We start from the raw sequence: 25,025 nt of genomic DNA, 5'->3' as shown, positions 1-25,025 counted from the left end.
TTTTTATACCTCAGTACCTTTTTCAATGAGCACTGTGGCATAAGCAGCGATACCTTCCTTACGGCCGGCAAACCCCAGCTTTTCGGTGGTCGTCGCCTTAACATTAATGGCGTCAAGATCGCAGACACAATCGGTACTGATATGTTCACACATGGCTGGAATATGAGGGGCCATCTTGGGCGCTTGCGCCACGATGGTCAAATCGGCATTGACCAGTTGGTAGTTCAAATCCGACAGTTTACGAATCACCAAACGCAACAACTCACGACTATCAATGCCTTTGTATTGTGCGTCGGTATCTGGGAAGTGCTTTCCGATATCACCCAGCCCGGCAGCACCCAGAAGCGCGTCGCAAAGTGCATGCAATAGCACATCGCCATCGGAATGGGCCTTCAAACCCCGTTGGTAATCGATGCGAACACCGCCAATGACAATATGGTTTTTGAACGGCTCGCTGTCTTCAAAGGCATGGACATCGTAACCTTGTCCGACTCGGATTGCTGTCGCCACTCCGGCTCCTCTTTTAATTGGTCAGGAACACCTTGTTCAACAAGATTCGTTCTGACGGCTCAAAATAAATTCCGCCAAAGGCAAATCTTCAGCGCGGGTAATTTTAATGTTGTCACTCGGCCCGCAAACTACTTTCGCTGAATGCCCAGCCCATTCGACGGCACTGGCTTCATCGGTAATGTTTACACCTGCGGCTAGCGCACGCTGCAAACTGTCACGCAGTAAGCCGAAGCGAAACATTTGAGGCGTCTGCGCTTGCCACAATTGCTGGCGATCAACGGTTTCGAGAATCTCGTCTTCATTCGCCACTTTTTTAATGGTGTCGTTAACCGGGTTAGCAAGTATGCCACCACGGCTTTCACCACTCAGTGTATCAAGCAACAGGTGAACGCTTTGTTTTCGCAGGCAGGGGCGCGCAGCATCGTGCACCAATACCCAATCCTGATCACCAGCAACATCCGCCATCGCAGTCAACGTATTCAAGACGGAATCCGCTCGTTCTTTGCCGCCCAACAAGGTCTTAATTTTGGGGTGCCTGCTGATTCTCAGATCAGGCCAATATCCATCGTGCTCAGCCAATGGGATATACACTGCTTCAATTCGCTCATGGCTAAGCAAATGCTGCAGGGAATGTTCAATAACGGTTTTATGTTGCAGGGGCAGGTACTGCTTGGGACGATCACTGGCCATACGCGAGCCAATGCCAGCGGCGGGAACCACCGCCCAGTAACGCACACTCATGAATCCTTGGGCTCCACAACCATATAGAAAGTCTCCCCTTCCTTGATCATTCCCATATCCCGGCGGGCCTTTTCCTCGATGGCTTCATTGCCTTTGCGCAGCGCTTCCACCTCAATTTCCAACAACTTATTGCGTTGTTTCAGGCGCTCATTGGTCTGTTCCTGCTGTTCGAGTTCACGCTCCAGACGATCGATGTGCGCCAGGCTTCCTTCGCCCACCCACAGGCGATACTGCAACCCAAGCAAGAGCAGCAGTAGCAGTAGGCTTATCCATTTAATGGCATTCACAATCGGGGTACCTGATGGTGTTCAAAGGCGTATTAGAGAACCGTTTATTGGCAGTAAGGGTAAACAGTTTTGTGCAAACTGTGAATAGCCGTAAAACACAATCGGCCAGCCCGCGTATGCGAGCTGGCCGATGAAGAGCGAAAATAGAACTTTACGCTTAGGCTTTGAATTCCGCGCGGCCGCGATAAGGTGCCTTTCCAGACAGCTCAGCTTCAATGCGCAGCAAACGGTTGTACTTGGAAACGCGATCGGAACGACACAGGGAGCCTGTCTTGATCTGACCCGCCGCTGTCGCCACCGCCAGATCAGCAATGGTGGTGTCTTCGGTTTCACCGGAGCGGTGAGAAATCACTGCCGTGTAACCTGCATCTTTGGCCATTTTAATGGCGTCCAGAGTTTCACTCAAAGAACCGATCTGGTTGAACTTGATCAGGATGGAGTTAGCAATGGACTTATCGATACCCTCTTTCAGAATCTTGGTGTTGGTTACGAACAGATCATCACCTACGAGCTGAACACGCTCACCGAGTTTTTCAGTCTGGTATTTCCAACCGTCCCAGTCAGATTCGTCCTGACCGTCTTCGATGGAGATAATCGGATACTCGTCGCACAAACCGGCCAAGTAATCACTGAAACCTGCGGCGTCGTAAACTTTACCTTCACCGGACAGATCGTATTTACCATCTTTGTAGAATTCCGACGCAGCGCAGTCCAATGCCAGGGTGACATCTTCACCCAGCTTGTAACCTGCCGCTTCAGTCGCTTCTTTAATAACGGCCAGAGCATCGGCGTTCGAGGCCAGGTTAGGTGCAAAACCACCTTCGTCACCCACAGCGGTGTTCAAACCTTTTGCGCTCAGTACTTTTTTCAGCTGATGGAAAATTTCCGCACCGACTTGCAGAGCTTCGGTGAAGCTTTTGGCCGCAACGGGTTGAACCATAAATTCCTGAATATCGACATTGTTGTCCGCGTGCTCACCACCGTTGATGATGTTCATCATTGGCACAGGCATGCTGTACTGACCAGGGGTGCCATTAACATCGGCAATGTGTTGGTACAGAGGAATGTTTTTGTCGGCGGCAGCGGCTTTTGCAGCGGCCAGAGAAACCGCCAGAATAGCGTTTGCACCAAAATTGGCTTTATTGTCGGTACCATCTGCTTTGATCATCGCCTCGTCCAGACCACGTTGATCAGCGACGTCCATACCCACCAGCAGTTCTTTAATCGGGCCGTTTACATTGGCAACCGCTTTCAATACACCTTTGCCCAGGTAGCGGCCTTTGTCGCCGTCACGAAGTTCCAACGCTTCACGGGTTCCGGTGGAGGCACCGGAAGGTGCACAAGCGCTGCCCACAACGCCGCTTTCCAGAACAACATCGGCATTTACCGTTGGGTTGCCTCGGCTATCCAGTACTTCAAAGGCTTTAATATCAACAATCTTAGTCATAGCTAAAGATGCTCCTGCTATAGGTGTGTATCAAGTTTTAAACGAATAAGTTTTCAGGCTCGCTACTGGATATCCAGTTTCGGCAGAGATTTAACCAGGTCATCAACGGCTTTCATCTGGGCCAGGAATGGCTCCAGTTTATCCAGCGGCAAGGCGGATGGGCCATCGCATTTGGCCTGGTCAGGATTCGGGTGTGCTTCCAGGAACAGACCGCCCAGTTCCAGTGACATACCTGCGCGGCCTAGCTGTGCAACCTGGGAACGGCGACCACCGGAAGCGGCGCCCATTGGATCACGGCATTGCAAGGCATGAGTCACATCAAAAATAATGGGCGCGCCATTGCTCACCTCTTTCATGGTATCGAAACCCAGCATATCAACGACCAGATTGTCGTAGCCGTGGCAGGCGCCGCGCTCACACAACATCACCTGCTCGTTGCCACACTCGCGGAATTTTTCCACGATGTTTTTCATTTGCGGTGGGCTCAGGAACTGAGGTTTTTTCACATTGATCACGGCACCGGTTTTCGCCATGGCTTCCACCAGATCGGTTTGGCGCGCCAAAAAGGCCGGTAGCTGAATCACATCACAAACCTCGGCGACCGGTGTTGCCTGATGCACTTCATGAACATCGGTAATCACCGGTACATTAAAAGTTTGCTTGATTTCAGCAAAGATCTTCAAACCTTCGTCCATGCCCGGACCTCGGAAGGAATGAATGGAAGAGCGATTTGCTTTGTCGAAAGACGCCTTAAATACGTAGGGAATACCCAGCTTCTGGCAAACCGTTACATAGTGCTCGGCGATGCTCATGGCCATATCGCGAGATTCGAGCACATTCATGCCACCGAACAAAACGAAGGGCAAATCATTGGCCACTTTTATGCCGTGGCCCGGCAACTCAATTACTTGCTGTTGCATAGCTAACCTTATTTATTGCCTGCCGCTTTGTTGGCCGCTTCAATATAACTGGTAAACAGAGGGTGGCCATCACGTGGGGTCGAGGTGAATTCCGGGTGGAACTGACACGCTACAAACCAGGGATGATCTTCAATCTCAACCACTTCCACCAGTTCGTCGTCCGCGGACCAACCACCAATTTTCAAACCGGCGTTCTGCAAACGCTCAACGTAATTGTTGTTCACTTCAAAGCGGTGACGGTGACGCTCGACAACCAGCTCGCTGCCATAGATCTCGGCAACCTTGGAGGATTTTTCCAAACGACATTCCTGACCGCCCAGGCGCATGGTGCCACCCAGATCAGAGTTTTCGTCACGACGCTCGACGCTGCCTTCCTCGTTGATCCACTCGGTAATCAAACCCACTACCGGGTCTGGCGTGCTTTTATCAAACTCGGTGCTGTTCGCGTTTTTCAGGCCCAGCACATTGCGGGCAAATTCAATCACCACCGACTGCATACCCAAACAGATACCCAGATAAGGAATATTGTTTTCACGGGCGTGGCGTACGGCCATTAATTTACCTTCCAGACCACGTTCACCGAAACCACCGGGAACCAGAATCGCATCAGCGCCATCCAGCAGGCCCAAACCTTGTTCTTCAACGTCTTCGGCATTGATGTAATTCACATTCACTTTGGTGCGAGTGTGAATACCAGCGTGCTCCAAAGACTCGTTCAGAGATTTGTAGGCATCGAGCAAATCCATGTACTTACCCACCATGGCAACGGTAACGCTGCGCTCGGGGTTGAGCTTGCCATCGATCACTTTATCCCACTCGGACAAATCCGCTTCGGGCTGATCAGCCAGGCCAAATTTCTCCAGAATAATGTTGTCCAGCCCCTGGGACTTTAACAGGCCCGGAATGCTGTAAATGGTATCGGCGTCGGGCAGCGGCACAACCGCACGCTCTTCAACATTGGTGAACAACGCGATTTTGCGGCAGGAATCCTGATCGATCATGCGCTCGGAACGACACAGCAACACATCCGGCTGCAAGCCGATGGTACGCAATTCTTTTACCGAGTGCTGAGTAGGTTTGGTTTTGGTTTCACCGGCCGTTGCAATGTAAGGCACCAGTGTCAAATGAACCAGTTGCGCACGGCTGCTGCCCAATTCAACTTTCAGCTGACGGACCGCTTCGAGGAAAGGCTGGGATTCAATATCACCGACCGTACCGCCGATTTCTACCAACGCGACATCAACGTCTTTGCCGCCTTCCATCACGCGGCGTTTGATTTCGTTGGTGATGTGAGGGATTACCTGAACCGTGCCGCCCTGGTAATCACCACGACGTTCTTTTTTCAGAACCGTCTCGTATACGCGACCGGTGGTGAAGTTATTGCGCTTGCTCATACGCCCGCGAATAAAGCGCTCGTAGTGCCCAAGATCCAAATCGGTTTCGGCGCCATCTTCCGTCACGTAAACCTCGCCGTGCTGGAAGGGGCTCATAGTGCCCGGGTCTACGTTGATGTAAGGGTCCAACTTGAGAATGGTTACGCTCAGGCCGCGAGCTTCGAGGATGGCAGCCAAAGACGCCGAGGCAATGCCCTTACCTAATGAAGAGACAACCCCGCCAGTAACAAATATAAAACGCGTCATGCAAAAGCCCTGATGTTTGCAGTCAGTATTGAAATAGTGGATGGAGAATCGCCTTTGAAACGGCAATAGACATGAGCCCCCGGTGAACTGGCCAGGGTCAATACATGTTTATCAGGGTTTCAAGAACGCTCTCAAGATGGGACGCCAGATTACCAGAAAAGCCCCCTGGACTCAATTGAAGACTTGGGGCGATTTGCGCTATTTCTCACTCCCCACATGACGCCAGGTTAGCTGGCAATAGCGGGCACCAGGCAGGCCCTGGCAACACTCAGCACCAGCCTTTTCAACCCACAAATCACCCACAGCCAACAGCTGCCCCCGATAGGCGATAAACGGTATATGGCCACGCAACCATGGTTCCAGGCCCTGCTCCTGCAAGAGTTTCTTGGTACTCTGGGAATGAGGGCGCGATAAGGGATGGGCGCGTTTAAAGGCTTCCCGTCCTCTCAGTTCCAGCTCCGCTGCCAACCACAGGCCTGGCTCGCTGGGGTCGACCTCTCTGGCCAGCAATTCCCAGCCATTTCCCAAAAGCAGGGGCTGCTCCGATTGCCAGTGCTCGGGCAGAACTTCGGGCAGCGCATTCTGGGGCCAGCAATACAAGCGCCCCTTATGACTGGCGAAACTGCAAGCACCAGTGTGAACGATAGCCTCACTGTCCTGTCGACCACCCATTAAAATCTGACGGTCTAACTCCGTCAGTTGGGCTCGGCTGGGCATTGGGAGTTTCATACGGGATAAAGCCGAACGAATCAGCAAGCTTTGTGAAGCCTCAGGGAATTCCCTCAAAGTTTGCAGGCAGAGACTGTATCCCAGGCGCTCCGAGCGCCAATCACAGTGATTCAGGCCCTGGGCCTGATAGTCTTCGAGCTGTTCATCGCTTTGCCGGCAAAGATCAGCCGTGCCAGCCCATCGCTCCGCGAAGCCCGGCCAACGATTTTCCAAAAGCGGCATGATCTCTTTACGCAGAAAATTTCGCTCAATATGAATATCCTGATTACTTGGATCTTCTACCCAGCGAAGGGACAATTCACTCGCACAGTGCTGTAGTGCCTCCTTCTCCAGATCCAGCAATGGACGCACCAACTGCCCCTTGGTCAAGGTTCGACGAGCCGGTATGCCCGCCAAGCCTTTCGGACCTGCACCACGCATTAATCTCAGCAACAGGGTCTCCGCCTGATCACCCTGATGATGGGCCTGCAACAAAACGTCGCCCTCATTCATTACCTGTTCAAAGGCTCGATAGCGTTCCTTTCTTGCCGCAGCTTCCATACCACCAGCATTCTTAATGAATTGATCGTCCATTGATAAATTGGCACTGTGAAACTCCACCGCCAGGGCACTGGCCTGTCTCTCACAGTGCCTCTGCCACTCCGTCGCCAGATCGGATAAACCATGATGAACATGCACCGCCTTGAGCGCTCTACCTCCCAAAGCCCGAGAATCTCTAAGATGCGCCATCACGTGCAATAACACCGTCGAATCCAAGCCACCGGAATAGGCCACGATCACCGACTGACAAGCACCCCACTGCTCCGTGCTCAATAGGGATTGAATACGACTCAAACAATGATTTGCCAAAACATTTAAAGGCTGTTTTTCTGACATAGCTGATGTGCATCAAAAGCGCATAATCGCCCAACTGGGTCCAATGCAGGCATTAAACCCCAAAGCCCCGCAACATAGCAAAAGTGGAAAGTGATAAAGCCGGAACGACAAGGTACAATTTTACCCATTCGGCGCATACTCCAACATAATCAGCGGGCGCTTGTTCATTTAGAAAGACAGATATCTTATGACACATTCAAACCATAAAATTGCTGCGCCCTGCGGCAGCTGGGCTTCTCCTATTTCTGCGTCGCTTCTCGTCGCTGACAGTGTTCGTTTGAGCGAGCCACGCGTTCATGAGGATTACAATTACTGGCTTGAAGGTCGCCCACAGGAAAAAGGCCGCTCGGTACTGGTTCGAGCCCCTCAACATAATCCTGAACAAACAGAGGACCTGAGCCCCAGCCCATTCAGTGTGCGATCGGCTTGCCACGAATACGGTGGCGCCAGCTACTGCATTGCCGGAAATGCCGTATTTTTTGTAAACGCCAAAGATCAGGATATTTATCGTTTATGCCTGACGAGCAAAGACATCGAACGAATTACCAAACTGGAACACACTCGTTTTGCCGATTTACTTTGGGATGCACAACGCCAGCGCTTAATTGCCGTTTCGGAAGATCATGCGCGCTGCGATGAAGGCCATGAACCGGAAAACACCATCGTCAGTATTGATATTGCAGGCGCACCCGACGCACGTACTACAACCTTATTCAGCGGTGCCGATTTTTACTCAAATCCTTGCCTCAGCCCGGACGGAAAAAACCTGAGTTATCTTTGCTGGCATCATCCCAATATGCCCTGGGATGCAACAGAGTGCTATGTTGTGCAACTTGATGATCAAGGGGGGGTAAAAAACCAGAGAAGAGTTTCTGCAATCGACACCCCAACTTTGGAAGCTCAACAGGAATCCATTTTTCAACCGAGTTTCGGCCCGGATGGAAACCTATACTTTGTGTCCGATTGCAGCGATTGGTGGAACCTCTATCGCTATTCCCTCGACACGGAAAAATTGGACGCCTTGCAGCCCATGGAAGCAGAATTTGCCACACCCCAGTGGGTGTTCGGTATGAGCTGCTATGGCTTTTTGAACAACAACACCATTGCCTGCTGTTATACACAAGACGGACGTTGGCAACTGGGCGAGCTGGATATCGATACGAAAACCCTGAAGAACATCGAAAGCCCTTACGATGATATTTCCATGATCAATTGTGCGGAAGGCCGCGCTCTGTTTTTCGCTGCCAATAGTCAAAGTGCCAGCCAACTTTGCCAATGGCAGAACCAAACTATCCGCCAGGTTTGCACCAGTAGCAGCTCGGATATCGAGCCCGAATATATTTCTGCTCCACAGGCCTTGAGCTTTGCAGCCGGTGGTGAGACCGCACACGGTTTTTATTACGCGCCCTGCAATCCTGAATACCAAGCCATGCCCGATGAAAAAGCCCCACTGATCGCCTTGTGCCATGGCGGTCCAACGGGCGCAACCGAGACGGCATTGAGCGTAAAAATTCAATTCTGGACCAGCCGAGGTTTTGCGGTCTTTGATATCAACTATCGCGGCAGCACCGGTTATGGTCGCCCTTATCGCGATAGCCTGAAAGGCCAATGGGGAATTAAAGACGTGGAAGACGTCTGTGCGGGCGCCCAGTTCCTGGTGGATAAAGGTCTCGCCGATCCAGAACGTTTATGCATTAAAGGTGGCAGCGCAGGCGGCTATACCGTGCTCGCCGCCCTGACCTTTGCAGAAACCTTCGCCGCCGGCGCAAGCCACTATGGCATTGGCGATTTGGAAACTCTGGCTCGTGATACCCATAAATTTGAGGCACGCTACCTCGATTCCATGGTTGGCCCCTATCCAGGAGCCAAAGAGATTTATCAACAACGTTCACCGATTAACCACGTCGAACAACTGAATTGCCCGGCTATTTTCTTTCAGGGACTTGAGGACAAAGTGGTGCCACCGAATCAGGCGGAAGCCATGCTTGAAGCATTAAACAATAAAAAACTTCCCGTTGCCTATGTTCCCTTCGAAGGAGAAGGCCACGGCTTTAGAGGTGCAGAAGCCATTGTTACTGCACTGGAAGGTGAACTGTATTTCTATAGCCGCCTGTTTGATTTCAACGCCCCGGATCTAGAAGCAGACTCTATCAACGCCGTTAATATTTTGAACCTGGAGACCAACTGATGGGGCGTTGGCGACCACCAAGCCGCAAAGGTTCACCCTATATTACCCGCGAAGGTGCTGATGCTTTACAGGCGGAACTCAGCCACCTATGGAAAGTTGAGCGCCCAGAGGTAACTAATGTGGTACATGAAGCAGCAAAAAATGGCGATCGCTCGGAAAACGGTGATTATATCTACGGTAAACGCCGCCTCCGTGAAATCGATCGCCGTGTTCGCTTTCTGAGTAAGCGCCTGGACGAACTGACCATTGTCGATCGCGCACCTGCCGAACGAGATAAAGTATTCTTCGGCGCCTGGGTCACCATTGAGGACGAAGACGGCGAAGAACAACGCTTTCGCATTGTGGGCCCCGATGAATTTAATGTCGCCGACAGTAAACTCAGCATGGACTCACCACTGGCCAAAGCCATGTTAGGTAAGAAACTCGATGATGAAGTGATATTGAGGAAGCCCGAAGGCGAAGAGGTTTTTTATATTGTCGCTATTGATTATGAATAGCGAGCGTGGATCGCATTAAAATATAGCGCTCCAGGCTTGAGGGAACACTGGAGCGCTATAACGACTAAAAGATTTACTGTTTGATGTTCTGTTAACTTATTGCTTGCTAACGGCTATCGCTTACTTACTGCTTTTTGACTTAGCGGTTTTGTTTTTAGACTTTTTCTTGGCCTTGCTTTTCGATTTAGCTTTGGTTTTAGATTTGGCTTTAGCTTCAGCCAACTCAGTTTTGCCTTTGGCTTTATCCTTGCTTTTGGTTTTCGCTTTGGAAGTGCTGGACTTTGCTTTTTTCTCAGCAGATTTGCTTTTTGCGGAGAGCGAACTCTTGGCCTTTCCAGAGGCGGCACGGCAATAACCTTTGACGTTCTTGCCATCTTTTCTTTTGTAGCCCTCTACCCAGCTACAACTTCCACCTTTGCCGCAGGCCGATTGGCTCTGACCTTTACAGTCCTTACTGTAACCCAAAGAACTGAGAGATAGCGCCAAAACAGCAAGGAGAGTTGTCATCAATGTTTTCATAATTATCTATCCTATGAATGTGGTTTCCTGTTGGCCGTTACCCCGATTCATCGGTGATAACAGCGAGCAAGGCTCATCTTATATGGGACTTGGGGCAATGCTAGAGCCATTAGTATTAACTGCCACTGAATCATACCTATGGCGGTGTAAATCGTGCGGGAATCAAAGACGTTTTCAGGCAGGAACGTTAAATCAAAAAGAACTCTCGGACAACTGGCCCAACAAGCCCAAAGGTAAGTGGCCACCTTCACACAGCTGCTCCCAAAGATTTTCCGGCAGTAGACCTTGCTGCTCCAGGGAATACAAGCGACTGATATAGACCGCCTGTTGAAGAAGGGTGACATAGGTACCGACATAAGTACTGGCACAAGTACCGGCATAGGTACCGGAACGCTCTGCCGCTTTTTCTTCGTGTACGGCTTTGGAAAATTCAGCGAAAGCCATAAGCTGCTTACCCAGCTCATCGGGCATCGGCCAATCGGAAACAATTTCAGCGCTGAGCTCATTCCCAAACACCAGACAGGCTTCGGCAATCGCTCGGTTATCGGGAACGCGATTGTTCTCGCGCCAATGTTTTAAAAACTCATTGTAGAGCGTGGTATAACCCAGCCCCTGACACAGCCCCAATAAGTAAGCTACAAAGCTGTCTACGCCATGAACATGGGCGAGAGCTTCAGCAGCCAATGCCGTGCGTAAACTGTACTGCCAGATATCGCCACCTTTATGTTCGCTGTGGGTATCGGCTCTTTTGGCAATCGGCTTAACCAAAGCCGCACAGACCACTCGGCGCAAACCTTCAATGCCCAGGCTGACCACTGCCTGCTCAATATCCAGAGCCTCGCCCCCACCCGGACGATAAAAACTGCTGTTGGCAATCTGCAATACCGAAGCCAATAGAGCCGCATCCTGCCTGATTAACTCAATACAGTCGCGAGCGGTAACTTCAGGATCACGCAATGCACGCATGAGCTTAGGCAGCACCGCTGGCAAACGAGGGACAGCTGCCTGACGATAAGCCTCGTCAAGCAACTTCAATTTTAACGGCGTGGGAATAGATGGCTGCAATTCTTTGGCAGAATCAATTTCAAGCCAGGCGCAAAGATATAAATGTTCGGCCTCGACATGAGAAAAATCAGGCAAGCCATTTTGTTCGCATTTCAGGAGCAGCCGCTTTTCCTGAGCTGACTCACTTTCTTTGGGCATGGCGAGATTGGCGACCGCCGTTACCTCTTCTCGCTCATGAAAGAATGTACTCAGTTTTGCCCAAAGTCCCATCTGGTCTCCGTTGTCCAGGCAGCAAAATCCGCCAGCACCTCAGTGTTGCCAACTGCCCGCTTCGTCCTCTAAGTCTGTGTTTTGCAGAGAAAATCCCTTTTCGGGTTCAATTGACCTATTGTCGGAAGCACCGATATAGTAAGCGCCAAACAACAATATATGCAGAACATGTGCACTTTAGGCTAGTCCATAATTGAACAATGCGCAAAGTGAAGCCCAGATACCACGCGGCTCACAGCCAATACAGACCTGAGCACTGTCTGCCAACACCGAGAGCAAAGCATGCAATACTGGCAAGATATTCCCATTGGCCAACATTACCGCGCCGGACCGATTACCCTGCATAAAAAGGACATTCTGGAATTCGCTGCAGAATTCGACCCTCAACCTTTTCACCTCAGCAGTGAAGCCGCCGATGAATCTATCTTTGGTGGATTGTGCGCAAGTGGCTGGCAAGTGTGTGCCTTGATGATGCGCTTATTAGCCGACACCCTGAATCAGGAAAACATTATGGCGCTAGGCTCTCCCGGCGTGGAACAACTTCGTTGGTTAAAGCCGGTGTTTGCCAATGATCAGCTGCATGCTGACATCACTATCGAAGACAAAACCAAACACCAGGACTATGGCGATCTGATCTGTAATATCAGCGTTTATAATCAGGAAGAAAAATGCGTAATGAGTTTAAGCAGTCCAATTATGGTGGCCTACCAAAACGAAGGAGACAGCCGCAATGACTGAACAACTGGTCTTTCGCAGCCGCTGGTTTGAAGACATTCCGGTAGGGGAATTTCACGTCTTTGGCAGCCACACCTTTGGCGAAAAAGAAATTATTGATTTCGGAAAACGTTACGCGCCTCAGCCGTATCATACGGATCCAGAAGCCGCCCTGGGCACTCGCTATCGCGGCCTTGTCGCTTCCGGCTGGCACATCAGTGCTATCTGGATGAAGCTGATGGTCACTTATATGGAACGTTACGCTACCGGTGTGCGTGATGGTCGCCGTAATGGTGCAGGGGTTGGTTTCCAGAATATGAAGTGGTTAAAACCCGTTCGCCCAGGACACACACTCACATACACTTATGAAATTACCGACAAACTGGAAAAAATTGTACGCGGACAATGGGGTATTATTCGCAGTCGCAACGAAGCATACAACCAATATGGAGAGTTAGTGTTTACCTTTGAAATTGATATTTTGGCGGAATTGAATCCAGATAATCGAGCGTAATGTTAGGGTAAGCTTCCTTAACAACCAGATCGGGAAACCAAAAAAGAGCTTTATATCGGACTTGGGTATAAAGCTCTTCGACACATCAACATTTCGTAAACGGCGGGTGAAGATTTTCACCTTGAAAAGAAAGCCCGTTCTTCTTTTTACTCCATCTACTCCATGAGACCGTTTCCGCTCTGCGGGATTTCCAATTACATCACTTCACCCAGCTACATCACCTCACCACCGGCAACCGCAATAGCCTGCCCGGTAATGGAATCACTGCCATCCTGACATAGCCACAAGACAGTATTGGCCACTTCTTCAGGCTGAATCAAACGCCCTTGTGGGTTGCTCTTGGCCAGTTCCGCGCGAGCGTCTTCCTCACTGCGACCCGTTTTGTCCATAATGGTCTGAATGGAATCGCGCACCAATTCCGTTTCTGTGTAACCCGGGCAAACCGCATTGACGGTGATGCCATGTTGCGCCGTTTCCATAGCCAATGCCCGGGTTAAGCCCAGTACACCGTGCTTGGCTGCCACGTACGCCGACACATAACCATAGCCTTTCAGGGCTGCTGTACTGGCAATGTTGATGATGCGCCCCGATTTAGCTGGACGCATATCGGCCATGGCTTCCTGGCAACAGAAAAAGACACTGTCGAGATTAACGCCCATCATCTGACGCCAGGTGGCTTTATCCATTTTATGGAAAGGTGCCGTCGCCGCCTGACCGGCATTATTCACTAACACATCGATAGGCCCGAAGCCCTCTCGAGCCTTGGCAAAGCCTTCACACACGGCGTCGGGGTCCATTACATCTACGGCAATACATTGGGCCTTGGGCAACCCTTCAGCCTTTGCTTCCAGACCGGCCAGACTGCGCCCCATCAGACTGATTCTCGCACCCTGTGCCGCCAGCGCATCAACAATAGCTGCACCAATCCCCTTGGAAGCGCCGGTTACTACGATATGCTTATTATCCAAACTCATTACTGTTCTACTGTGTTAGCCCCGCAAAACAGCCCATAAAGGACCCGGGCGGAGGTAAGGAAACCACTACTTGGGAGCATTTAAGCCCAAAATGCCTCATTTATTGACATATTCAACCAATCTTGCCCCAAGCTCTTGATTAAAACCATACAAACTATTACTTTACTTGTAAATATTTTCCGTATTAATTTATTTTGCCGGTAGCTATACCGCAAAAGAATAAACAACAGCTATAAACAACAAGCGAGCAGAACAAGGGGCCCATCATGATTCGAGACGCCAACCGCTTTGATCCCGGCCAATATCAGCCAGAGCATTTTCTTTGGAGCTACAGCGAAGGTGTGGCCACCATTACCCTGAACATTCCTGAGCGTAAAAACCCACTGACCTTTCAATCCTATGCCGAACTGCGCGATCTATTTCGCGATCTGGTGTACGTGGATGACGTGAAAGCGGTGGTGATTACCGGCGCAGGAGATAATTTCTGCTCCGGCGGCGATGTGCATGACATCATCGGCCCGCTGACCAAAATGGACATGCGCGGCCTGTTGGATTTCACACGTATGACCGGCGATCTGGTTAAAGCCATGCGCGCCTGCCCACAGCCCATTATTGCCGCCATTGACGGTATTTGTGTTGGCGCTGGTGCCATCATCGCCATGTCTTCGGATTTCCGTTACGGCACCGAGCGCACCAAAACCGGCTTTCTGTTTACCCGCGTTGGTCTGGCCGGTTGTGATATGGGTGCCTGTGCGATTCTGCCTCGCATCATTGGTCAAGGCCGCGCCGCAGATCTACTGTACACCGGTCGCATGATGAGTGCCGAGGAAGGTGAGCGCTGGGGCTTTTTTAATCGCCTGGTCGCACCGGAAGAAGTACTGCAAACCGCCGAAGACATGGCTCACTCCCTTCTGAAAGGCCCCACTTTCGCCCACGGCATCACCAAAACCATGTTGCATCAGGAGTGGAACATGAGCATCGACCAAGCTATTGAGGCCGAAGCACAAGCCCAGGCGATTTGTATGCAAACCGAAGATTTTACCCGCGCCTATAACGCTTTCGTGGCAAAACAAAAGCCGGTTTTTGAAGGCAACTAAGGAGAGGCCCCTATGAGTGATAAATCCTATTTAAGCTGGCCTTTTTTAGAACCTCAGCACCGTGAATTGGCTGAGACTCTGGATGCCTGGGCTGCTGACAATATCGATAGCAATCCCCACCACGGTCCTGATGTCGATGATGAATGTAAAGAGCTGGTACAAAAGCTCGCGGAAGGTGGCTGGCTGAATTACGCCGTTGCTCTGCGCAGCGAAGGCCAGAAGCTGGATGTGCGCTCCCTGTGCCTGATTCGTGAAACCCTTGGTCGTTACTCCGGCTTGGCTGATTTTGCATTTGCCATGCAGGGTCTGGGCAGTGGCTCCATTAGTTTGTTTGGCAGCGATGCCCTGCAACAGGAATACCTCACAGCGGTGCGCGAAGGGCGCAAGATTGCCGCTTTTGCCTTGACGGAACCCGACGCAGGTTCCGATGTGGCCGCCATGAGCACCAGTGCCGAAGATGCTGGTGATCACTACATCGTAAACGGTGAAAAAACCTTTATCTCCAATGGTGGCATTGCCGATTACTACGTGCTGTTTGCCCGTACCGGCGGCACAGGAGCCAAGGGCATCAGCGCCATGATTCTCGACGCTGACACCGAGGGCTTGGAAATTGCCGAACGCATTCAAGTGTGTGCGCCGCATCCATTGGCGCGCCTGAAAATGACGAACTGCAAAATTCCCAAGAGCAAATTGCTGGGCAATGAAGGCGAAGGCTTCAAAATTTCCATGGCGACTCTCGATGTCTTCCGCTCAACCGTAGGCGCTGCCTCACTGGGCTTTGCGCGCCGCGCATTGGATGAAGCCATTGCCCGCACCACCAGCCGTGAATTGTTTGGTGCACCGATGGCTGATCTGCAGCTGGTACAAACTCAATTGGCGGAAATGGCTCTGGATATCGATGCCTCTGCCCTGCTGATCTACCGGGCCGCCTGGACCAAGGACTGCGTCGCTGAGCGAGTCACTCGCGAAGCCGCCATGGCCAAATTGTATGCCACCGAAGCCTCACAAAAAGCCATCGATACGGCAGTCCAGCTGTTCGGCGGTTTAGGTGTAACCGTCGGCATGCCGGTCGAGGAGTTGTACCGCGAAGTACGCGCACTGCGTATTTACGAAGGCGCCTCAGAAGTACAGAAACTCATCATTGCCAAACAAACACTCATGAACGAAGGCCACTAAGGCTCGCACTATTTTATAAGCAGGTATCAGTATGGAATTTTTACAGCCAGAAAATTGGGTCAAGCCAAAGGGTTATGCCAACGGCGTTGCAGCCCAAGGTCGCATGGTGTTCACGGGTGGTTTAATTGGCTGGGATGAAAACGAGACGTTTCCCAGCGGCGATTTTGCCGAACAGGTGCATCAGACCTTTAAAAATATCGTCGCGGTGTTGGCCGAAGCCGGTGCCAAGCCCAGCGATATTACCCGCTTGACCTGGTACATCACAGACAAGAAAGCTTACCTTTCTTCCCTGAAAGAAATCGGTGCGGCCTATCGCGATTGCTTCGGCCGCCATTTTCCCGCCATGGCAGTCGTGCAAGTCTCAGCCTTGATGGAAGACGAAGCCAAAGTTGAAATTGAAGCAACGGCTGTTATTGAAGAGTAAGCGTTTGCCCTGCAGCTTGAATGGAACTCAGGCTGCTTTTTCCCTTTCGTACAGCCTTTTGCCTTTTCAGAAGCTGAATCTGGAAACACGTCTCACAAACCCCATAAATCCCTACATTTCGGGGTGAATATCGTACTGACGTTCGATAGAATTCAAACTCTTATTGGTCTTCAATAGACGTTTTGCCGACGAAGGAGTGTTTCGGGCATGGTTTACCTTATATTATCGGTTTTGCTTCAATTTGCGTTTGTGGTTCACATCGTGAAAACCGGACGCAGCACAACCTGGATATGGATTGTGTTGATGCTGCCCATGGCCGGCATATTGGCCTACCTGTTCCTGGAAGTCCTGCCCGATCTTGGTAATACCCGTCAGGGCCGCAGGGCCAGCCAAAAAGTAAAAGAAGCGCTCAATCCAAATAAAGATATTAACGACGCTTCAGCTCGCTACCAGCAATCAGATACCGTGGAAAATTCCATGAACCTGGCCAATGCCTGCCTGGAAAAAGGTCTCTATGAAGAAGCCAAACAACTCTTTGAAAAATGTCTGAAGGGCCCCTTGGCCGATGATCCGAACCTGATGTTTGGCTTGGCGAAAGCCGAATTTGGCTTAGGCAATGCGGCAGATACCCAACGCATTCTCGATGAGTTGATCGAGAAGAATCCGGAATTCAAACATCAGGATGCCCACCTGCTGTACGCTCGCTCTCTGGACCGCCTGGATAAAGTGAGCGATGCCCAACATGAATATGAAACACTCTATTCGTATTATACGGGCCCTGACGCAGCCTATTACTACGCCAAATTTCTTTCCGCCAATAACGCTGGAAACAAAGCACAAAAGATTTTCTCTGAAATCGTCAGCTCTGCTCAATCACAGAGCCATCACTATCGCGATCTACATAAAACCATTATTAATCAAGCGAAGTCAGAACTCAGACATTAGAAATATTCTTCATCCGTTGATTGGGATATAACATTCCTGTCGAAGCAGCGCGCGCCCCTGATTTCGCGCATTGGAAAACGAAGCCGGATTACGCGCATCAATGTAACCGCAAACAAAAGCAAATTGTTCGTTCCGGCTCGCCAAAAAGCCTCTTTGCAGGGAAGAGGCAAAACCTTTGCCTCGGAATGCCGAGGCAATAAAAATATCGCTGATCATCACGCCGTCAAAGCCCAGCTCGGCACTGCTCTCAGCCATCACCATGCCCAACTTCTCTCCTTTATAAAGGGCGATATCGCATAAGCCCTCTTCACAAGCTTCTTCCAGTTCTTCCTCATCGGATATGGGGACGATGTATTTAAACTTGGGGTTCTGCTCCAGAAATGCTTGATACTCACGCTCATACCATTCCCAATCTTCAGCCATCGAAAACGGGCGGAACTCTAGGGCATGATTCTGCACCAGAGGAATATTCTTCATTGCTCCGGCCCAAAAGCCATCGGCCATATAGCTGCCTTCAATCTCGGACAGCTGCCTGGCCCCTTCACTTCCTACTCGCGGCCAGCACACAAAATACCGGGCATTGGCCCAGTAGAAAAACTGCTTTAAGTAGCCGGCCCAGTTGTCAAAAAACGTTTTATCGTGAACCTCGGTGCTGAACACCTCAATTAAAGTCTCGTCGGCGTCGTTTCGACAAACATTCGCCAACAACAAGCCTCCATTTTCCAGCTCGAATACTCGGGCCATCAGCTCTTCATCCTGAACATCAGCGCCCAAGCCTCGACGTTCACGAACTCCTTGCAAGCTTTCGGGATTATCATCATCCGTCAATGACCACAGATCTGTACGCTCATTCTCCAGAGCGGCTTCTTTATCAAAGTTGGCCAGGCCCTCAAAACAATAGCTCTGTAAAACGGCGTCAGATAAACGCCTTAAGTTATCATTACTGATATCTTTTAATGGGTAATGCAATAAAGGAGAATGCACAAAAAATCCTTACTCTGTCTAACGAGAGTAAGGATATAGTGTCGAAGGATCTATTTTTAAAGCGTCAAGTTGAAAAGAAAATTTAATCGGTCAGCAAATCAGGCGTAGCCGGCTCAATCAAACGTCCCAACATAATCTGCAGGCGTATATTAAGAAGAATTGCACTCACAATAATGCCCGCTAAAAAACCGGACCAATAACCGTAAATACCATAGCTTTCGCCCCAGAAATCCGTCGCGCCCAAGCTATAGCCCAGCGGGAACCCCAAACACCAGTAACCAAATACCTGGAACAACATCGGCACCTTGGTATCTTCAAAGCCCCGTAGAATTTGAGCTACACTCGCCTGAGCGGAATCAATCAACAGAAAAAGCGGAGCAAACACCAGCATCGCCAGAGACACATTCGCAATAGCGCTGTCCTTGGTAAATAGGGATATCACCAAACCCGGCTTCCAGGCAATCAGCAAACCGAATACAAATGCATAGGACAAGCAAATGGTTAAACCTACTTTCGCCTGCCGTGCAGCCAACAAAGGTTTGCCAGAGCCAATACTGCTGGACAAACGAATTGACGTCGCCTGCCCCAGCCCCAAACTGAGCATCAAAACCAACGCAACAATCTGCAAAGTAATTTGATGCGCACCCAGCGGCTCAGTCCCGAGCGGCGCAATCAGTAATGCTGTCACACTGAAAAAACCTTCTTCCGCAAGCAATGACAAACTGATCGGCAGCCCCAACATAAAAATGGCTCGCCAGCGCTGAAAATCCAGGCGCGGCATGCTGCGAAAAATTTTCAAGGCTTTAAATTCAGGGATCGTTTCAATATACGCCACCCCCATCAACGCCCAGAGAATATAAATACTCAAGGTGGTTAAAGCGCAGCCCACTGCCCCCATGGCCGGCATGCCAAACTTGCCAAATACAAAGATGTAATCGAGTACCGCGTTCAGCGCCAGCACAATCAAACTGGAGCCTAAAGAATAGCGGATGTCGCCACAGCCTTCACATAAACACAGCATCACCCAAATCACACCACTCGCAGGCATACCCCAGGCAATGATGGACAAATAGGACTGGGCTGTTTCGGTCACTTCAGGGCTTGTGCCCAAATGAGACAACAGGGGAACGATGGACCAGATCAACAACATGGCCAATGTGCCAATTCCCAAGGCCATCAACATGGCCTGCTGAGCTTCATGACGAATCTCTGAAGGTTTCCCGGCACCTTTTAATCGCGCAAAACGTGGCGTGGTTGCGCTGATCCAGCCCCCCATAAACAGTTCGATGACCAACCAGATATTGGCACCCACCGCCAAGCCGGCAAGCTCGGTACTGCTGACTTGTCCAGCCATCATGGTATCGACCACTTCAAGGCCAACCATCGCCACGTGAGCAATCATCAATGGAATGCCCAAGCGCATAATATGTAGGGCTTCACGCCCAAAAAATGAGAAAGATTTATTTACCAACATAATTCAAGGCTCGTTATAAACGATATCGCAAAGCCAGAGCAGTTAAGCCCTGCCTTCTTTTTTGTAGCGCTTGAAAACGTGAGCTATTCAGGAGGCCAGCAATCGATTTCCAGATTACGGCGGGTATGAGCAAACCCGGCCCACATAGCAGCAGCGCTACGCGGATAGAAATTGTGGCAAGCGGCCACGTGTTTCACCGGAATTAACATGGGAATACGCCTCAAAGGCAAAGTTGAATAATTATTTAAATCTTAGCGGGCCATATGGGTGTTGGCAAGCCGGATTCATCACAGAGTCAAATAACCATAGAGCCAAAGTAAACACTACGGCGCTATTATTATCATTTTCAAAAGGGACTAATAGAAGTCAGGGCATCAACGGCTGAAACCGTCAGATGGAACGCACTGTCGGAATCAATCGTCCAGGTGCTCGACCGGAATCTCCAACTCAAACTCGGCCACAATTTGCTCGCACCAGCGATTCAAACGAGCGGCTGTCATTTCTTCCTGCTGATCCTCATCAATGGCCAGCCCCATGAACAGCTTTTGATCTTCCAGCAAAGCCTTTGATGCCTCAAAGTCGTAACCTTCTGTGGGCCAATAACCGATAAGCTGTGCGCCCTTGGATTTTACGACATCGTGCAACATACCCATGGCATCCAGGAAATAGTCGCCATACCCAAACTGATCCCCCAGACCAAACAAGGCAACACGTTTATTGCTGAAGTCCACCTCGGAAACATCATCCCAGAACTCTTCCCAGTCGGATTGTATCTGACCAAAGTCCCAAGTCGGGATGCCCAGAACAATACAATCATAATCGGCAAATTCCAGTTGAGTGACATCGGCAATATCCATCACATCCACAAACTCTTCACCTAAACGCTGCTGGATACGGTACGCCACGGCCTCGGTATTGCCTTCGTCACTGCCGAAAAATAAGCCAATTGCTGCCGTCATCTACGTTTATCTCCTGGGTTTGCGGTGCTGAAGCCCCATTCGGGCCCCAATAATCGAGCTGCGGATTTTGGCAGCTAAAAGCATTAGGTGCAAACCTCTCTCAACGGCTCTGGAAATCTGGCTCGCTTTTGGAAAAAGCAGACCCTTTAAAAGTGTATACAATGTGCCAGAATACAAGCCCCATGCGGCCTGTAGCGGGATTAGACACAATTGTTAAGCCCTATGTTAAGAAGAGTAATAGGCACTGACGGCGCAAGACGACTCAGGCAAACTAGCGCCCTGTGATTAGATCGATAGCGGAAAACCCTATGGCAAAACTGTTACTTGTGGACGATGATCAGGAGCTTTGTGCCCTACTCGGTGAGTTTTTATCCACCGAAGGCTTTGAAACCACCATGGTGCATGATGGACAAGCGGCTCTGGATGCCACAGCGGAAGGCACTTTTGATCTGATCGTTCTCGATGTAATGCTGCCAATCTACACTGGTTTCGAGGTGCTGCGTAAACTGCGCGACTACTGTCAGACTCCCGTATTAATGCTGACAGCCAAGGGCGAAGATGTGGATCGTATTGTGGGCCTGGAGATGGGCGCCGACGATTACCTTCCCAAACCCTGCAACCCCCGTGAGCTGGTTGCTCGCATCCGCGCCATTCTGCGCCGCGTCGACCAAACCCAGCCAGAACAACCCAGCGATCATCTTGTGGTCGATCAGTTAGAGCTGCAGATCAGCGCTCACTCCGCCAGCTACAGCAACAAACCTCTAACCCTGACGGGTGCCGAATTTACCGTTCTCGAACTCCTGATGCGCTCCTCCGGTCAGGTAATCAGCAAAGAAGCCCTGACCGAACAAGCCCTGGGCCGCAAACTGACCCCTTATGACCGCAGCATTGATGTGCATGTCAGTAATCTACGTAAGAAACTGGCCGAGAAAGGCGCATCTAAAGAGCTGATCATTAATATTCGTGGCGCTGGCTATATGCTGACCGTCAGCGGCAAGCTCAACAACGCCTGATCCGTCATGACTAAAGTCTACGTTAAGCTGTTTATCGGTTTCTGGTGCATTACCATTTTAATGATTGTCGGCACCGGTCTGACAACTCACTGGTTAGACCTTCGCCCCGATAAGCACCTCTCCTCCAATTCTGAAATTGAGCAAACCACCGCCGCCGCGCGGCTGTTGCGTGAAGTGGTGCGTGAGGCGGTGAACTACAGCCTCGACGATATTCGCAGCGGCATGGAATCCATGCAGGACAATGCCACACGCCTGGTATTTGTGGTCGATCAATACGGCGAAGATCTCCTGCATCGCCCAATTCCAGAAGGCGGACAACGTATTCTGAACCAGTTGAGCCCCGAGCAACCTTTTGCCCATTTCAGCAAGGACGGAAGCTCCTATGTAGGACGTCAGGTTTTACTGCCCGATGGCGACTGGGTAAAAATCATCACTTACGATACCCCTGACGATACCGGCCTTTGGTGGCAGCTGTACTTTTACAACATCTGGCTGCCCCTGCTAATTTCGATTCTGATCTCTGGCACCGCCTGTTTTATCCTGGCCAAGCGCATGAGTCGTGGTATCGATATTATGCGTCAAGCAACCCGACGTATTGCAGCGGGCGATCTCAGCGTTCGAATTTCTCAGGAGTTCACTACCTGCAAAGTGAAAAACCGGGATGAAATTGCCGAGCTGAGCCTGGAATTTGACCATATGACTGCGCGCCTGGACAAATCCATGCAGGAACAGCAGCGCCTGATCAAAGACGTGTCCCACGAGCTGCGTTCTCCGCTAGCGCGTTTGCAGTTTGCACTCGCTATTGCCCAGTCTCGATGTTGCGGTTCTGATATCGACAAAGAGCTGGTGAAAATCAAGGAATCTGCGGATTACTTAAACGAAATTATTTCTGACATTCTTTCCATGCCCATGACCGACACTGCGGCTTGGGAATTGTGCGACACCATTGACCTGAAGATTCTGCTCGAAACCCTGGTCGAAGAATATCGCTGCGGCGCCAGTGAAAAAGGCGTAACGCTCGCACTGGAAACCCCGATTCAGGATGCGTTGGTTGCAACACACGGTAATAGTCTGATCGGTGTTTTTGAAAACATCGTACGTAATGCTCTGCATTACACCCCCAAAGACACCACGGTTTCTGTTGAACTCGATGACAGCAACAATAAGCACTACAAAATTACTGTACGCGACCAGGGTCGCGGCGTTCCCGCCGGCAATCTCGATGACATCTTCAAACCGTTCTTCCGCACCGATGAAGCACGCGCTCGCAGCAGTGGCGGATACGGTCTTGGCCTGGCCATTACCAAGCGCACAGTAGAGCTGCACGACGGCTCTATACGCGCATACAACCATGCCAATGGCGGCCTGTGCATTGAAGTTCGTTTAAAGCGTGGCAAGTTTTAAAGCTCGACGCCAAACGAATTCAGGAACACAAAAAGCCGCATTACGCGGCCTTTTTATTGCAGATTATTTCTTAATTAAAAATCGCCCCTGATCTTTCTAACGCACTTCCAAGTCCACTTCCTCATCAAAGCTTAGACCATACAAGGCGCTCATCTTGGGGTAGTATTTCTGAAAATCCGCGATTAGCTGATCATAGGGCAAATCGGCATATTCACCTCGTTCATTGAGGTATTCCATATGTTTGTTCCCAGCCTGATCAAACTCGTGATACAGAGAATCATCCACGCCATTAAATTCTAAAGGTTTCAAACCAAACTTGGTGCACAGTTCGATATTAAAGGCCGGTGTTGCTTTCACCCATTTGCCCTGCAAATAAATGGATGTATAACCATGCCAGTAGAACACATCGGTCTCCATGGCCTGACGCATTTTTTCAGTAGACAAATGATTGCTTACATCGGCAAAACCCAGTCTCGCCTGCACCCCTATCGCCCGACAACAGGCGGCAAGCAAAATAGCCTTGGGGACACACCAGCCTCGCTTTACATCCAAAAGATGGCTGGCCTTAAATCCTTCTCTTTGCAGATCCGCAGTAAAAGGATCATAAAAAATTTCATCCCGTACCGCATAATAGAGCGACAAGACTTTGGATGATTCATCATCGCCTTTCACATGCTGCTCAACAAACGCCAACACGGACGGATGCTCACTCTCAATAAAATCTGTCGCTTGTAAATACTCTTGCATGGTAGCTGTCTTATTAGTCTTTAAATTTGAATTCGTTTAGTCACTTTTGTGCTCGGCCGCGAGACATTCAATAAAACCCAGCAAAATGCGAGAAGGTTTTGGAGAAATTCGACTGATGGCTAAAAACTGACACAGGTATTGAAACTCATCGCAAGCAATGGCTCTCATCTCACCTCGCTCTACCCAGGGTGCCGCATAATGCTCAGGCAGATACCCCAAATAACAGTTGGACAAAACCAGATGCACAATGGCCTCCTGGTCATAGGCCGTTGCGCTGCGCTGCATCGACAAGCGCTGCCCCACTTCCATATTTGGCGAGTGATAGCCCAAGCCCGCGTAGGGATATTGCAACACCTCGCTATTGCGAATCACAGTGTCATCCTGATCAAACAATGGATGATTTTTGCCACAGTAGAGATACATCTGCTCATCAAACAACGACAGATAATTCAAGCTGCTGGACTCCCGATGTGCCGGGATCACCCCCAATTGAAAACGCCCTTCCATTACACCCTTTTCAATCACATTGATCGGCTCAACATGCAGCTCCAAAGAGACTTCAGGCGCTAATTCAACATAACGGGCAATCGCCTTATCAATATGGCAGGCTGGATTACCCGCCGTTTTATCGAAGAGTGCAATACTGAGTTTGCCCGTCAGACTTTGCTGAATATCATTCACATCATTGCGAAAGCTTTCGATAGAGCCCAGCAAATTCAGGGTTGCACGATAGATGCTGGCACCTTCATCCGTCAGCGCAAAGCCCCCTCGCCCCCGCTTTGCCAAGTTCATACCCAGGCGAATTTCCAGATCCTTTAAGTGCCTGGAAATGGTTGAACGTCCAATGTTCAGCTCCAGCTCGGCCGCGCTCAGACCGCCGGCCTCAACCACACTTTTGAAGACCCTCAGCAGGCGTAAATCGATATCGCTCAGCTGCCCCAGGGGACTGGCTTTATGTTTCATAGAAATCA

General features: G+C 50.4%; 25 protein-coding genes. 10 read left to right on the top strand and 15 right to left on the bottom strand.

Going from position 1 to position 25,025, the window contains the following annotated elements; genetic code table 11:
• Nucleotides 1-3: 3 nt before the first annotated feature.
• The 7 genes from ispF to tilS form a co-directional block, all read right to left on the bottom strand.
• Nucleotides 4-498 (bottom strand): 2-C-methyl-D-erythritol 2,4-cyclodiphosphate synthase, encoded by a 495-nt coding sequence (gene ispF, locus G8768_RS08560; RefSeq protein ID WP_166853277.1) that lies wholly within the window; start codon nt 496-498, stop codon nt 4-6.
• Between the two features lie 48 nt (nt 499-546).
• On the bottom strand, nt 547-1,251 hold the full coding sequence (gene ispD, locus G8768_RS08555) for a 2-C-methyl-D-erythritol 4-phosphate cytidylyltransferase (protein WP_166848462.1): 705 nt from the start codon (nt 1,249-1,251) through the stop codon (nt 547-549).
• The gene (ftsB, locus tag G8768_RS08550) at nt 1,248-1,529 is read right to left on the bottom strand and encodes a cell division protein FtsB (RefSeq protein WP_166853281.1); all 282 of its coding nucleotides are present in this window, start codon (nt 1,527-1,529) and stop codon (nt 1,248-1,250) included. Before ftsB ends, ispD begins: the two co-directional genes overlap by 4 nt.
• A gap of 166 nt (nt 1,530-1,695) precedes the next feature.
• Nucleotides 1,696-2,985, bottom strand: a complete 1,290-nt coding sequence (eno, locus tag G8768_RS08545; RefSeq protein WP_166848465.1) for a phosphopyruvate hydratase — start codon at nt 2,983-2,985, stop codon at nt 1,696-1,698.
• Between the two features lie 62 nt (nt 2,986-3,047).
• A complete protein-coding gene (gene kdsA, locus G8768_RS08540; RefSeq protein ID WP_166848468.1) occupies nt 3,048-3,905 on the bottom strand; it encodes a 3-deoxy-8-phosphooctulonate synthase in 858 nt (285 codons plus the stop codon).
• A gap of 8 nt (nt 3,906-3,913) precedes the next feature.
• Nucleotides 3,914-5,545 carry a CTP synthase gene (locus G8768_RS08535; protein ID WP_166848472.1) on the bottom strand — a complete coding sequence of 544 codons (1,632 nt, stop codon included), beginning with the start codon at nt 5,543-5,545 and terminating at the stop codon, nt 3,914-3,916.
• A 198-nt stretch (nt 5,546-5,743) separates the two neighbouring features.
• Nucleotides 5,744-7,150, bottom strand: a complete 1,407-nt coding sequence (gene tilS / locus G8768_RS08530; RefSeq protein ID WP_166848475.1) for a tRNA lysidine(34) synthetase TilS — start codon at nt 7,148-7,150, stop codon at nt 5,744-5,746.
• A gap of 187 nt (nt 7,151-7,337) precedes the next feature.
• Here tilS and G8768_RS08525 point away from each other — a divergent pair, with 187 nt between their 5' ends.
• Nucleotides 7,338-9,338 carry a S9 family peptidase gene (locus tag G8768_RS08525; protein WP_166848478.1) on the top strand — a complete coding sequence of 667 codons (2,001 nt, stop codon included), beginning with the start codon at nt 7,338-7,340 and terminating at the stop codon, nt 9,336-9,338.
• Nucleotides 9,338-9,835: a transcription elongation factor GreB gene (gene greB, locus G8768_RS08520; protein ID WP_166848481.1), complete on the top strand. Its 498-nt coding sequence runs from the start codon at nt 9,338-9,340 to the stop codon at nt 9,833-9,835. The genes G8768_RS08525 and greB overlap by 1 nt, the downstream gene beginning before the upstream one ends.
• A gap of 120 nt (nt 9,836-9,955) precedes the next feature.
• On the opposite strand, the gene G8768_RS08515 is transcribed toward greB, so the two are convergent.
• Both G8768_RS08515 and G8768_RS08510 read right to left on the bottom strand, forming a co-directional pair.
• Nucleotides 9,956-10,354, bottom strand: coding sequence for a hypothetical protein (locus G8768_RS08515; protein WP_166848484.1), 399 nt, complete (start codon nt 10,352-10,354; stop codon nt 9,956-9,958).
• 192 nt (nt 10,355-10,546) lie between these two features.
• A complete protein-coding gene (locus tag G8768_RS08510) occupies nt 10,547-11,629 on the bottom strand; it encodes an HDOD domain-containing protein (RefSeq protein ID WP_166848487.1) in 1,083 nt (360 codons plus the stop codon).
• A 282-nt stretch (nt 11,630-11,911) separates the two neighbouring features.
• Here G8768_RS08510 and G8768_RS08505 point away from each other — a divergent pair, with 282 nt between their 5' ends.
• The gene (locus G8768_RS08505) at nt 11,912-12,367 is read left to right on the top strand and encodes a MaoC/PaaZ C-terminal domain-containing protein (RefSeq protein WP_166848490.1); all 456 of its coding nucleotides are present in this window, start codon (nt 11,912-11,914) and stop codon (nt 12,365-12,367) included.
• A complete protein-coding gene (locus G8768_RS08500) occupies nt 12,360-12,857 on the top strand; it encodes a MaoC/PaaZ C-terminal domain-containing protein (protein WP_166848493.1) in 498 nt (165 codons plus the stop codon). The genes G8768_RS08505 and G8768_RS08500 overlap by 8 nt, the downstream gene beginning before the upstream one ends.
• A 212-nt stretch (nt 12,858-13,069) precedes the next feature.
• Here the strand turns inward: G8768_RS08500 and G8768_RS08495 are convergent, their stop codons facing one another.
• The gene (locus G8768_RS08495) at nt 13,070-13,831 is read right to left on the bottom strand and encodes an SDR family NAD(P)-dependent oxidoreductase (protein WP_166848497.1); all 762 of its coding nucleotides are present in this window, start codon (nt 13,829-13,831) and stop codon (nt 13,070-13,072) included.
• A 266-nt stretch (nt 13,832-14,097) separates the two neighbouring features.
• Here G8768_RS08495 and G8768_RS08490 point away from each other — a divergent pair, with 266 nt between their 5' ends.
• The 4 genes from G8768_RS08490 to G8768_RS08475 all read left to right on the top strand — a co-directional run bounded on the left by G8768_RS08490 (nt 14,098) and on the right by G8768_RS08475 (nt 17,473).
• Nucleotides 14,098-14,928 carry an enoyl-CoA hydratase family protein gene (locus G8768_RS08490; protein ID WP_166848499.1) on the top strand — a complete coding sequence of 277 codons (831 nt, stop codon included), beginning with the start codon at nt 14,098-14,100 and terminating at the stop codon, nt 14,926-14,928.
• 12 nt (nt 14,929-14,940) lie between these two features.
• A complete protein-coding gene (locus G8768_RS08485; RefSeq protein WP_166848501.1) occupies nt 14,941-16,104 on the top strand; it encodes an acyl-CoA dehydrogenase family protein in 1,164 nt (387 codons plus the stop codon).
• 31 nt (nt 16,105-16,135) lie between these two features.
• Complete coding sequence (locus G8768_RS08480) at nt 16,136-16,528, top strand: RidA family protein (protein ID WP_166848503.1); 393 nt, start codon at nt 16,136-16,138, stop codon at nt 16,526-16,528.
• Between the two features lie 207 nt (nt 16,529-16,735).
• A complete protein-coding gene (locus tag G8768_RS08475; RefSeq protein ID WP_166848505.1) occupies nt 16,736-17,473 on the top strand; it encodes a tetratricopeptide repeat protein in 738 nt (245 codons plus the stop codon).
• A gap of 9 nt (nt 17,474-17,482) precedes the next feature.
• Here G8768_RS08475 and G8768_RS08470 read toward each other — a convergent pair whose 3' ends face one another.
• The 3 genes from G8768_RS08470 to fldB all read right to left on the bottom strand — a co-directional run bounded on the left by G8768_RS08470 (nt 17,483) and on the right by fldB (nt 20,890).
• Entirely contained in the window at nt 17,483-18,457 is a 975-nt protein-coding gene (locus G8768_RS08470; protein WP_166848507.1) for a hypothetical protein, read from the bottom strand.
• Between the two features lie 82 nt (nt 18,458-18,539).
• A complete protein-coding gene (locus G8768_RS08465) occupies nt 18,540-19,931 on the bottom strand; it encodes an MATE family efflux transporter (RefSeq protein ID WP_166848509.1) in 1,392 nt (463 codons plus the stop codon).
• 413 nt (nt 19,932-20,344) lie between these two features.
• Complete coding sequence (gene fldB / locus G8768_RS08460) at nt 20,345-20,890, bottom strand: flavodoxin FldB (RefSeq protein ID WP_166848511.1); 546 nt, start codon at nt 20,888-20,890, stop codon at nt 20,345-20,347.
• A 308-nt stretch (nt 20,891-21,198) separates the two neighbouring features.
• Here fldB and G8768_RS08455 point away from each other — a divergent pair, with 308 nt between their 5' ends.
• Both G8768_RS08455 and G8768_RS08450 read left to right on the top strand, forming a co-directional pair.
• Nucleotides 21,199-21,903 (top strand): response regulator transcription factor, encoded by a 705-nt coding sequence (locus G8768_RS08455; RefSeq protein WP_166848514.1) that lies wholly within the window; start codon nt 21,199-21,201, stop codon nt 21,901-21,903.
• 6 nt (nt 21,904-21,909) lie between these two features.
• On the top strand, nt 21,910-23,307 hold the full coding sequence (locus G8768_RS08450) for an ATP-binding protein (RefSeq protein ID WP_166848517.1): 1,398 nt from the start codon (nt 21,910-21,912) through the stop codon (nt 23,305-23,307).
• Nucleotides 23,308-23,403: 96 nt separating this feature from the next.
• On the opposite strand, the gene G8768_RS08445 is transcribed toward G8768_RS08450, so the two are convergent.
• Both G8768_RS08445 and G8768_RS08440 read right to left on the bottom strand, forming a co-directional pair.
• Nucleotides 23,404-24,054, bottom strand: coding sequence for a transglutaminase-like domain-containing protein (locus tag G8768_RS08445; RefSeq protein ID WP_166848520.1), 651 nt, complete (start codon nt 24,052-24,054; stop codon nt 23,404-23,406).
• A 36-nt stretch (nt 24,055-24,090) separates the two neighbouring features.
• On the bottom strand, nt 24,091-25,017 hold the full coding sequence (locus tag G8768_RS08440; protein ID WP_166848524.1) for a LysR family transcriptional regulator: 927 nt from the start codon (nt 25,015-25,017) through the stop codon (nt 24,091-24,093).
• Between the last annotated feature and the right edge of the window lie 8 nt (nt 25,018-25,025).

It is taken from the genome of Pseudoteredinibacter isoporae (assembly GCF_011602085.1).
GTDB lineage: Bacteria > Pseudomonadota > Gammaproteobacteria > Pseudomonadales > Cellvibrionaceae > Pseudoteredinibacter > Pseudoteredinibacter isoporae.
This window is presented reverse-complemented; position numbering and strand designations above follow the sequence as displayed.

What these genes read in the sequence shown, in the direction of transcription:
- ispD (WP_166848462.1), bottom strand. Translation starts at nt 1,251, where the DNA reads ATGAGTGTGCGTTACTGGGCGGTGGTTCCCGCCGCTGGCATTGGCTCG.
- eno (WP_166848465.1), bottom strand. Translation starts at nt 2,985, where the DNA reads ATGACTAAGATTGTTGATATTAAAGCCTTTGAAGTACTGGATAGCCGA.
- kdsA (WP_166848468.1), bottom strand. Translation starts at nt 3,905, where the DNA reads ATGCAACAGCAAGTAATTGAGTTGCCGGGCCACGGCATAAAAGTGGCC.
- G8768_RS08535 (WP_166848472.1), bottom strand. Translation starts at nt 5,545, where the DNA reads ATGACGCGTTTTATATTTGTTACTGGCGGGGTTGTCTCTTCATTAGGT.
- tilS (WP_166848475.1), bottom strand. Translation starts at nt 7,150, where the DNA reads ATGTCAGAAAAACAGCCTTTAAATGTTTTGGCAAATCATTGTTTGAGT.
- G8768_RS08525 (WP_166848478.1), top strand. Translation starts at nt 7,338, where the DNA reads ATGACACATTCAAACCATAAAATTGCTGCGCCCTGCGGCAGCTGGGCT.
- greB (WP_166848481.1), top strand. Translation starts at nt 9,338, where the DNA reads ATGGGGCGTTGGCGACCACCAAGCCGCAAAGGTTCACCCTATATTACC.
- G8768_RS08515 (WP_166848484.1), bottom strand. Translation starts at nt 10,354, where the DNA reads ATGAAAACATTGATGACAACTCTCCTTGCTGTTTTGGCGCTATCTCTC.
- G8768_RS08510 (WP_166848487.1), bottom strand. Translation starts at nt 11,629, where the DNA reads ATGGGACTTTGGGCAAAACTGAGTACATTCTTTCATGAGCGAGAAGAG.
- G8768_RS08505 (WP_166848490.1), top strand. Translation starts at nt 11,912, where the DNA reads ATGCAATACTGGCAAGATATTCCCATTGGCCAACATTACCGCGCCGGA.
- G8768_RS08500 (WP_166848493.1), top strand. Translation starts at nt 12,360, where the DNA reads ATGACTGAACAACTGGTCTTTCGCAGCCGCTGGTTTGAAGACATTCCG.
- G8768_RS08495 (WP_166848497.1), bottom strand. Translation starts at nt 13,831, where the DNA reads ATGAGTTTGGATAATAAGCATATCGTAGTAACCGGCGCTTCCAAGGGG.
- G8768_RS08490 (WP_166848499.1), top strand. Translation starts at nt 14,098, where the DNA reads ATGATTCGAGACGCCAACCGCTTTGATCCCGGCCAATATCAGCCAGAG.
- G8768_RS08485 (WP_166848501.1), top strand. Translation starts at nt 14,941, where the DNA reads ATGAGTGATAAATCCTATTTAAGCTGGCCTTTTTTAGAACCTCAGCAC.
- G8768_RS08480 (WP_166848503.1), top strand. Translation starts at nt 16,136, where the DNA reads ATGGAATTTTTACAGCCAGAAAATTGGGTCAAGCCAAAGGGTTATGCC.
- G8768_RS08475 (WP_166848505.1), top strand. Translation starts at nt 16,736, where the DNA reads ATGGTTTACCTTATATTATCGGTTTTGCTTCAATTTGCGTTTGTGGTT.
- G8768_RS08465 (WP_166848509.1), bottom strand. Translation starts at nt 19,931, where the DNA reads ATGTTGGTAAATAAATCTTTCTCATTTTTTGGGCGTGAAGCCCTACAT.
- fldB (WP_166848511.1), bottom strand. Translation starts at nt 20,890, where the DNA reads ATGACGGCAGCAATTGGCTTATTTTTCGGCAGTGACGAAGGCAATACC.
- G8768_RS08455 (WP_166848514.1), top strand. Translation starts at nt 21,199, where the DNA reads ATGGCAAAACTGTTACTTGTGGACGATGATCAGGAGCTTTGTGCCCTA.
- G8768_RS08450 (WP_166848517.1), top strand. Translation starts at nt 21,910, where the DNA reads ATGACTAAAGTCTACGTTAAGCTGTTTATCGGTTTCTGGTGCATTACC.
- G8768_RS08445 (WP_166848520.1), bottom strand. Translation starts at nt 24,054, where the DNA reads ATGCAAGAGTATTTACAAGCGACAGATTTTATTGAGAGTGAGCATCCG.
- G8768_RS08440 (WP_166848524.1), bottom strand. Translation starts at nt 25,017, where the DNA reads ATGAAACATAAAGCCAGTCCCCTGGGGCAGCTGAGCGATATCGATTTA.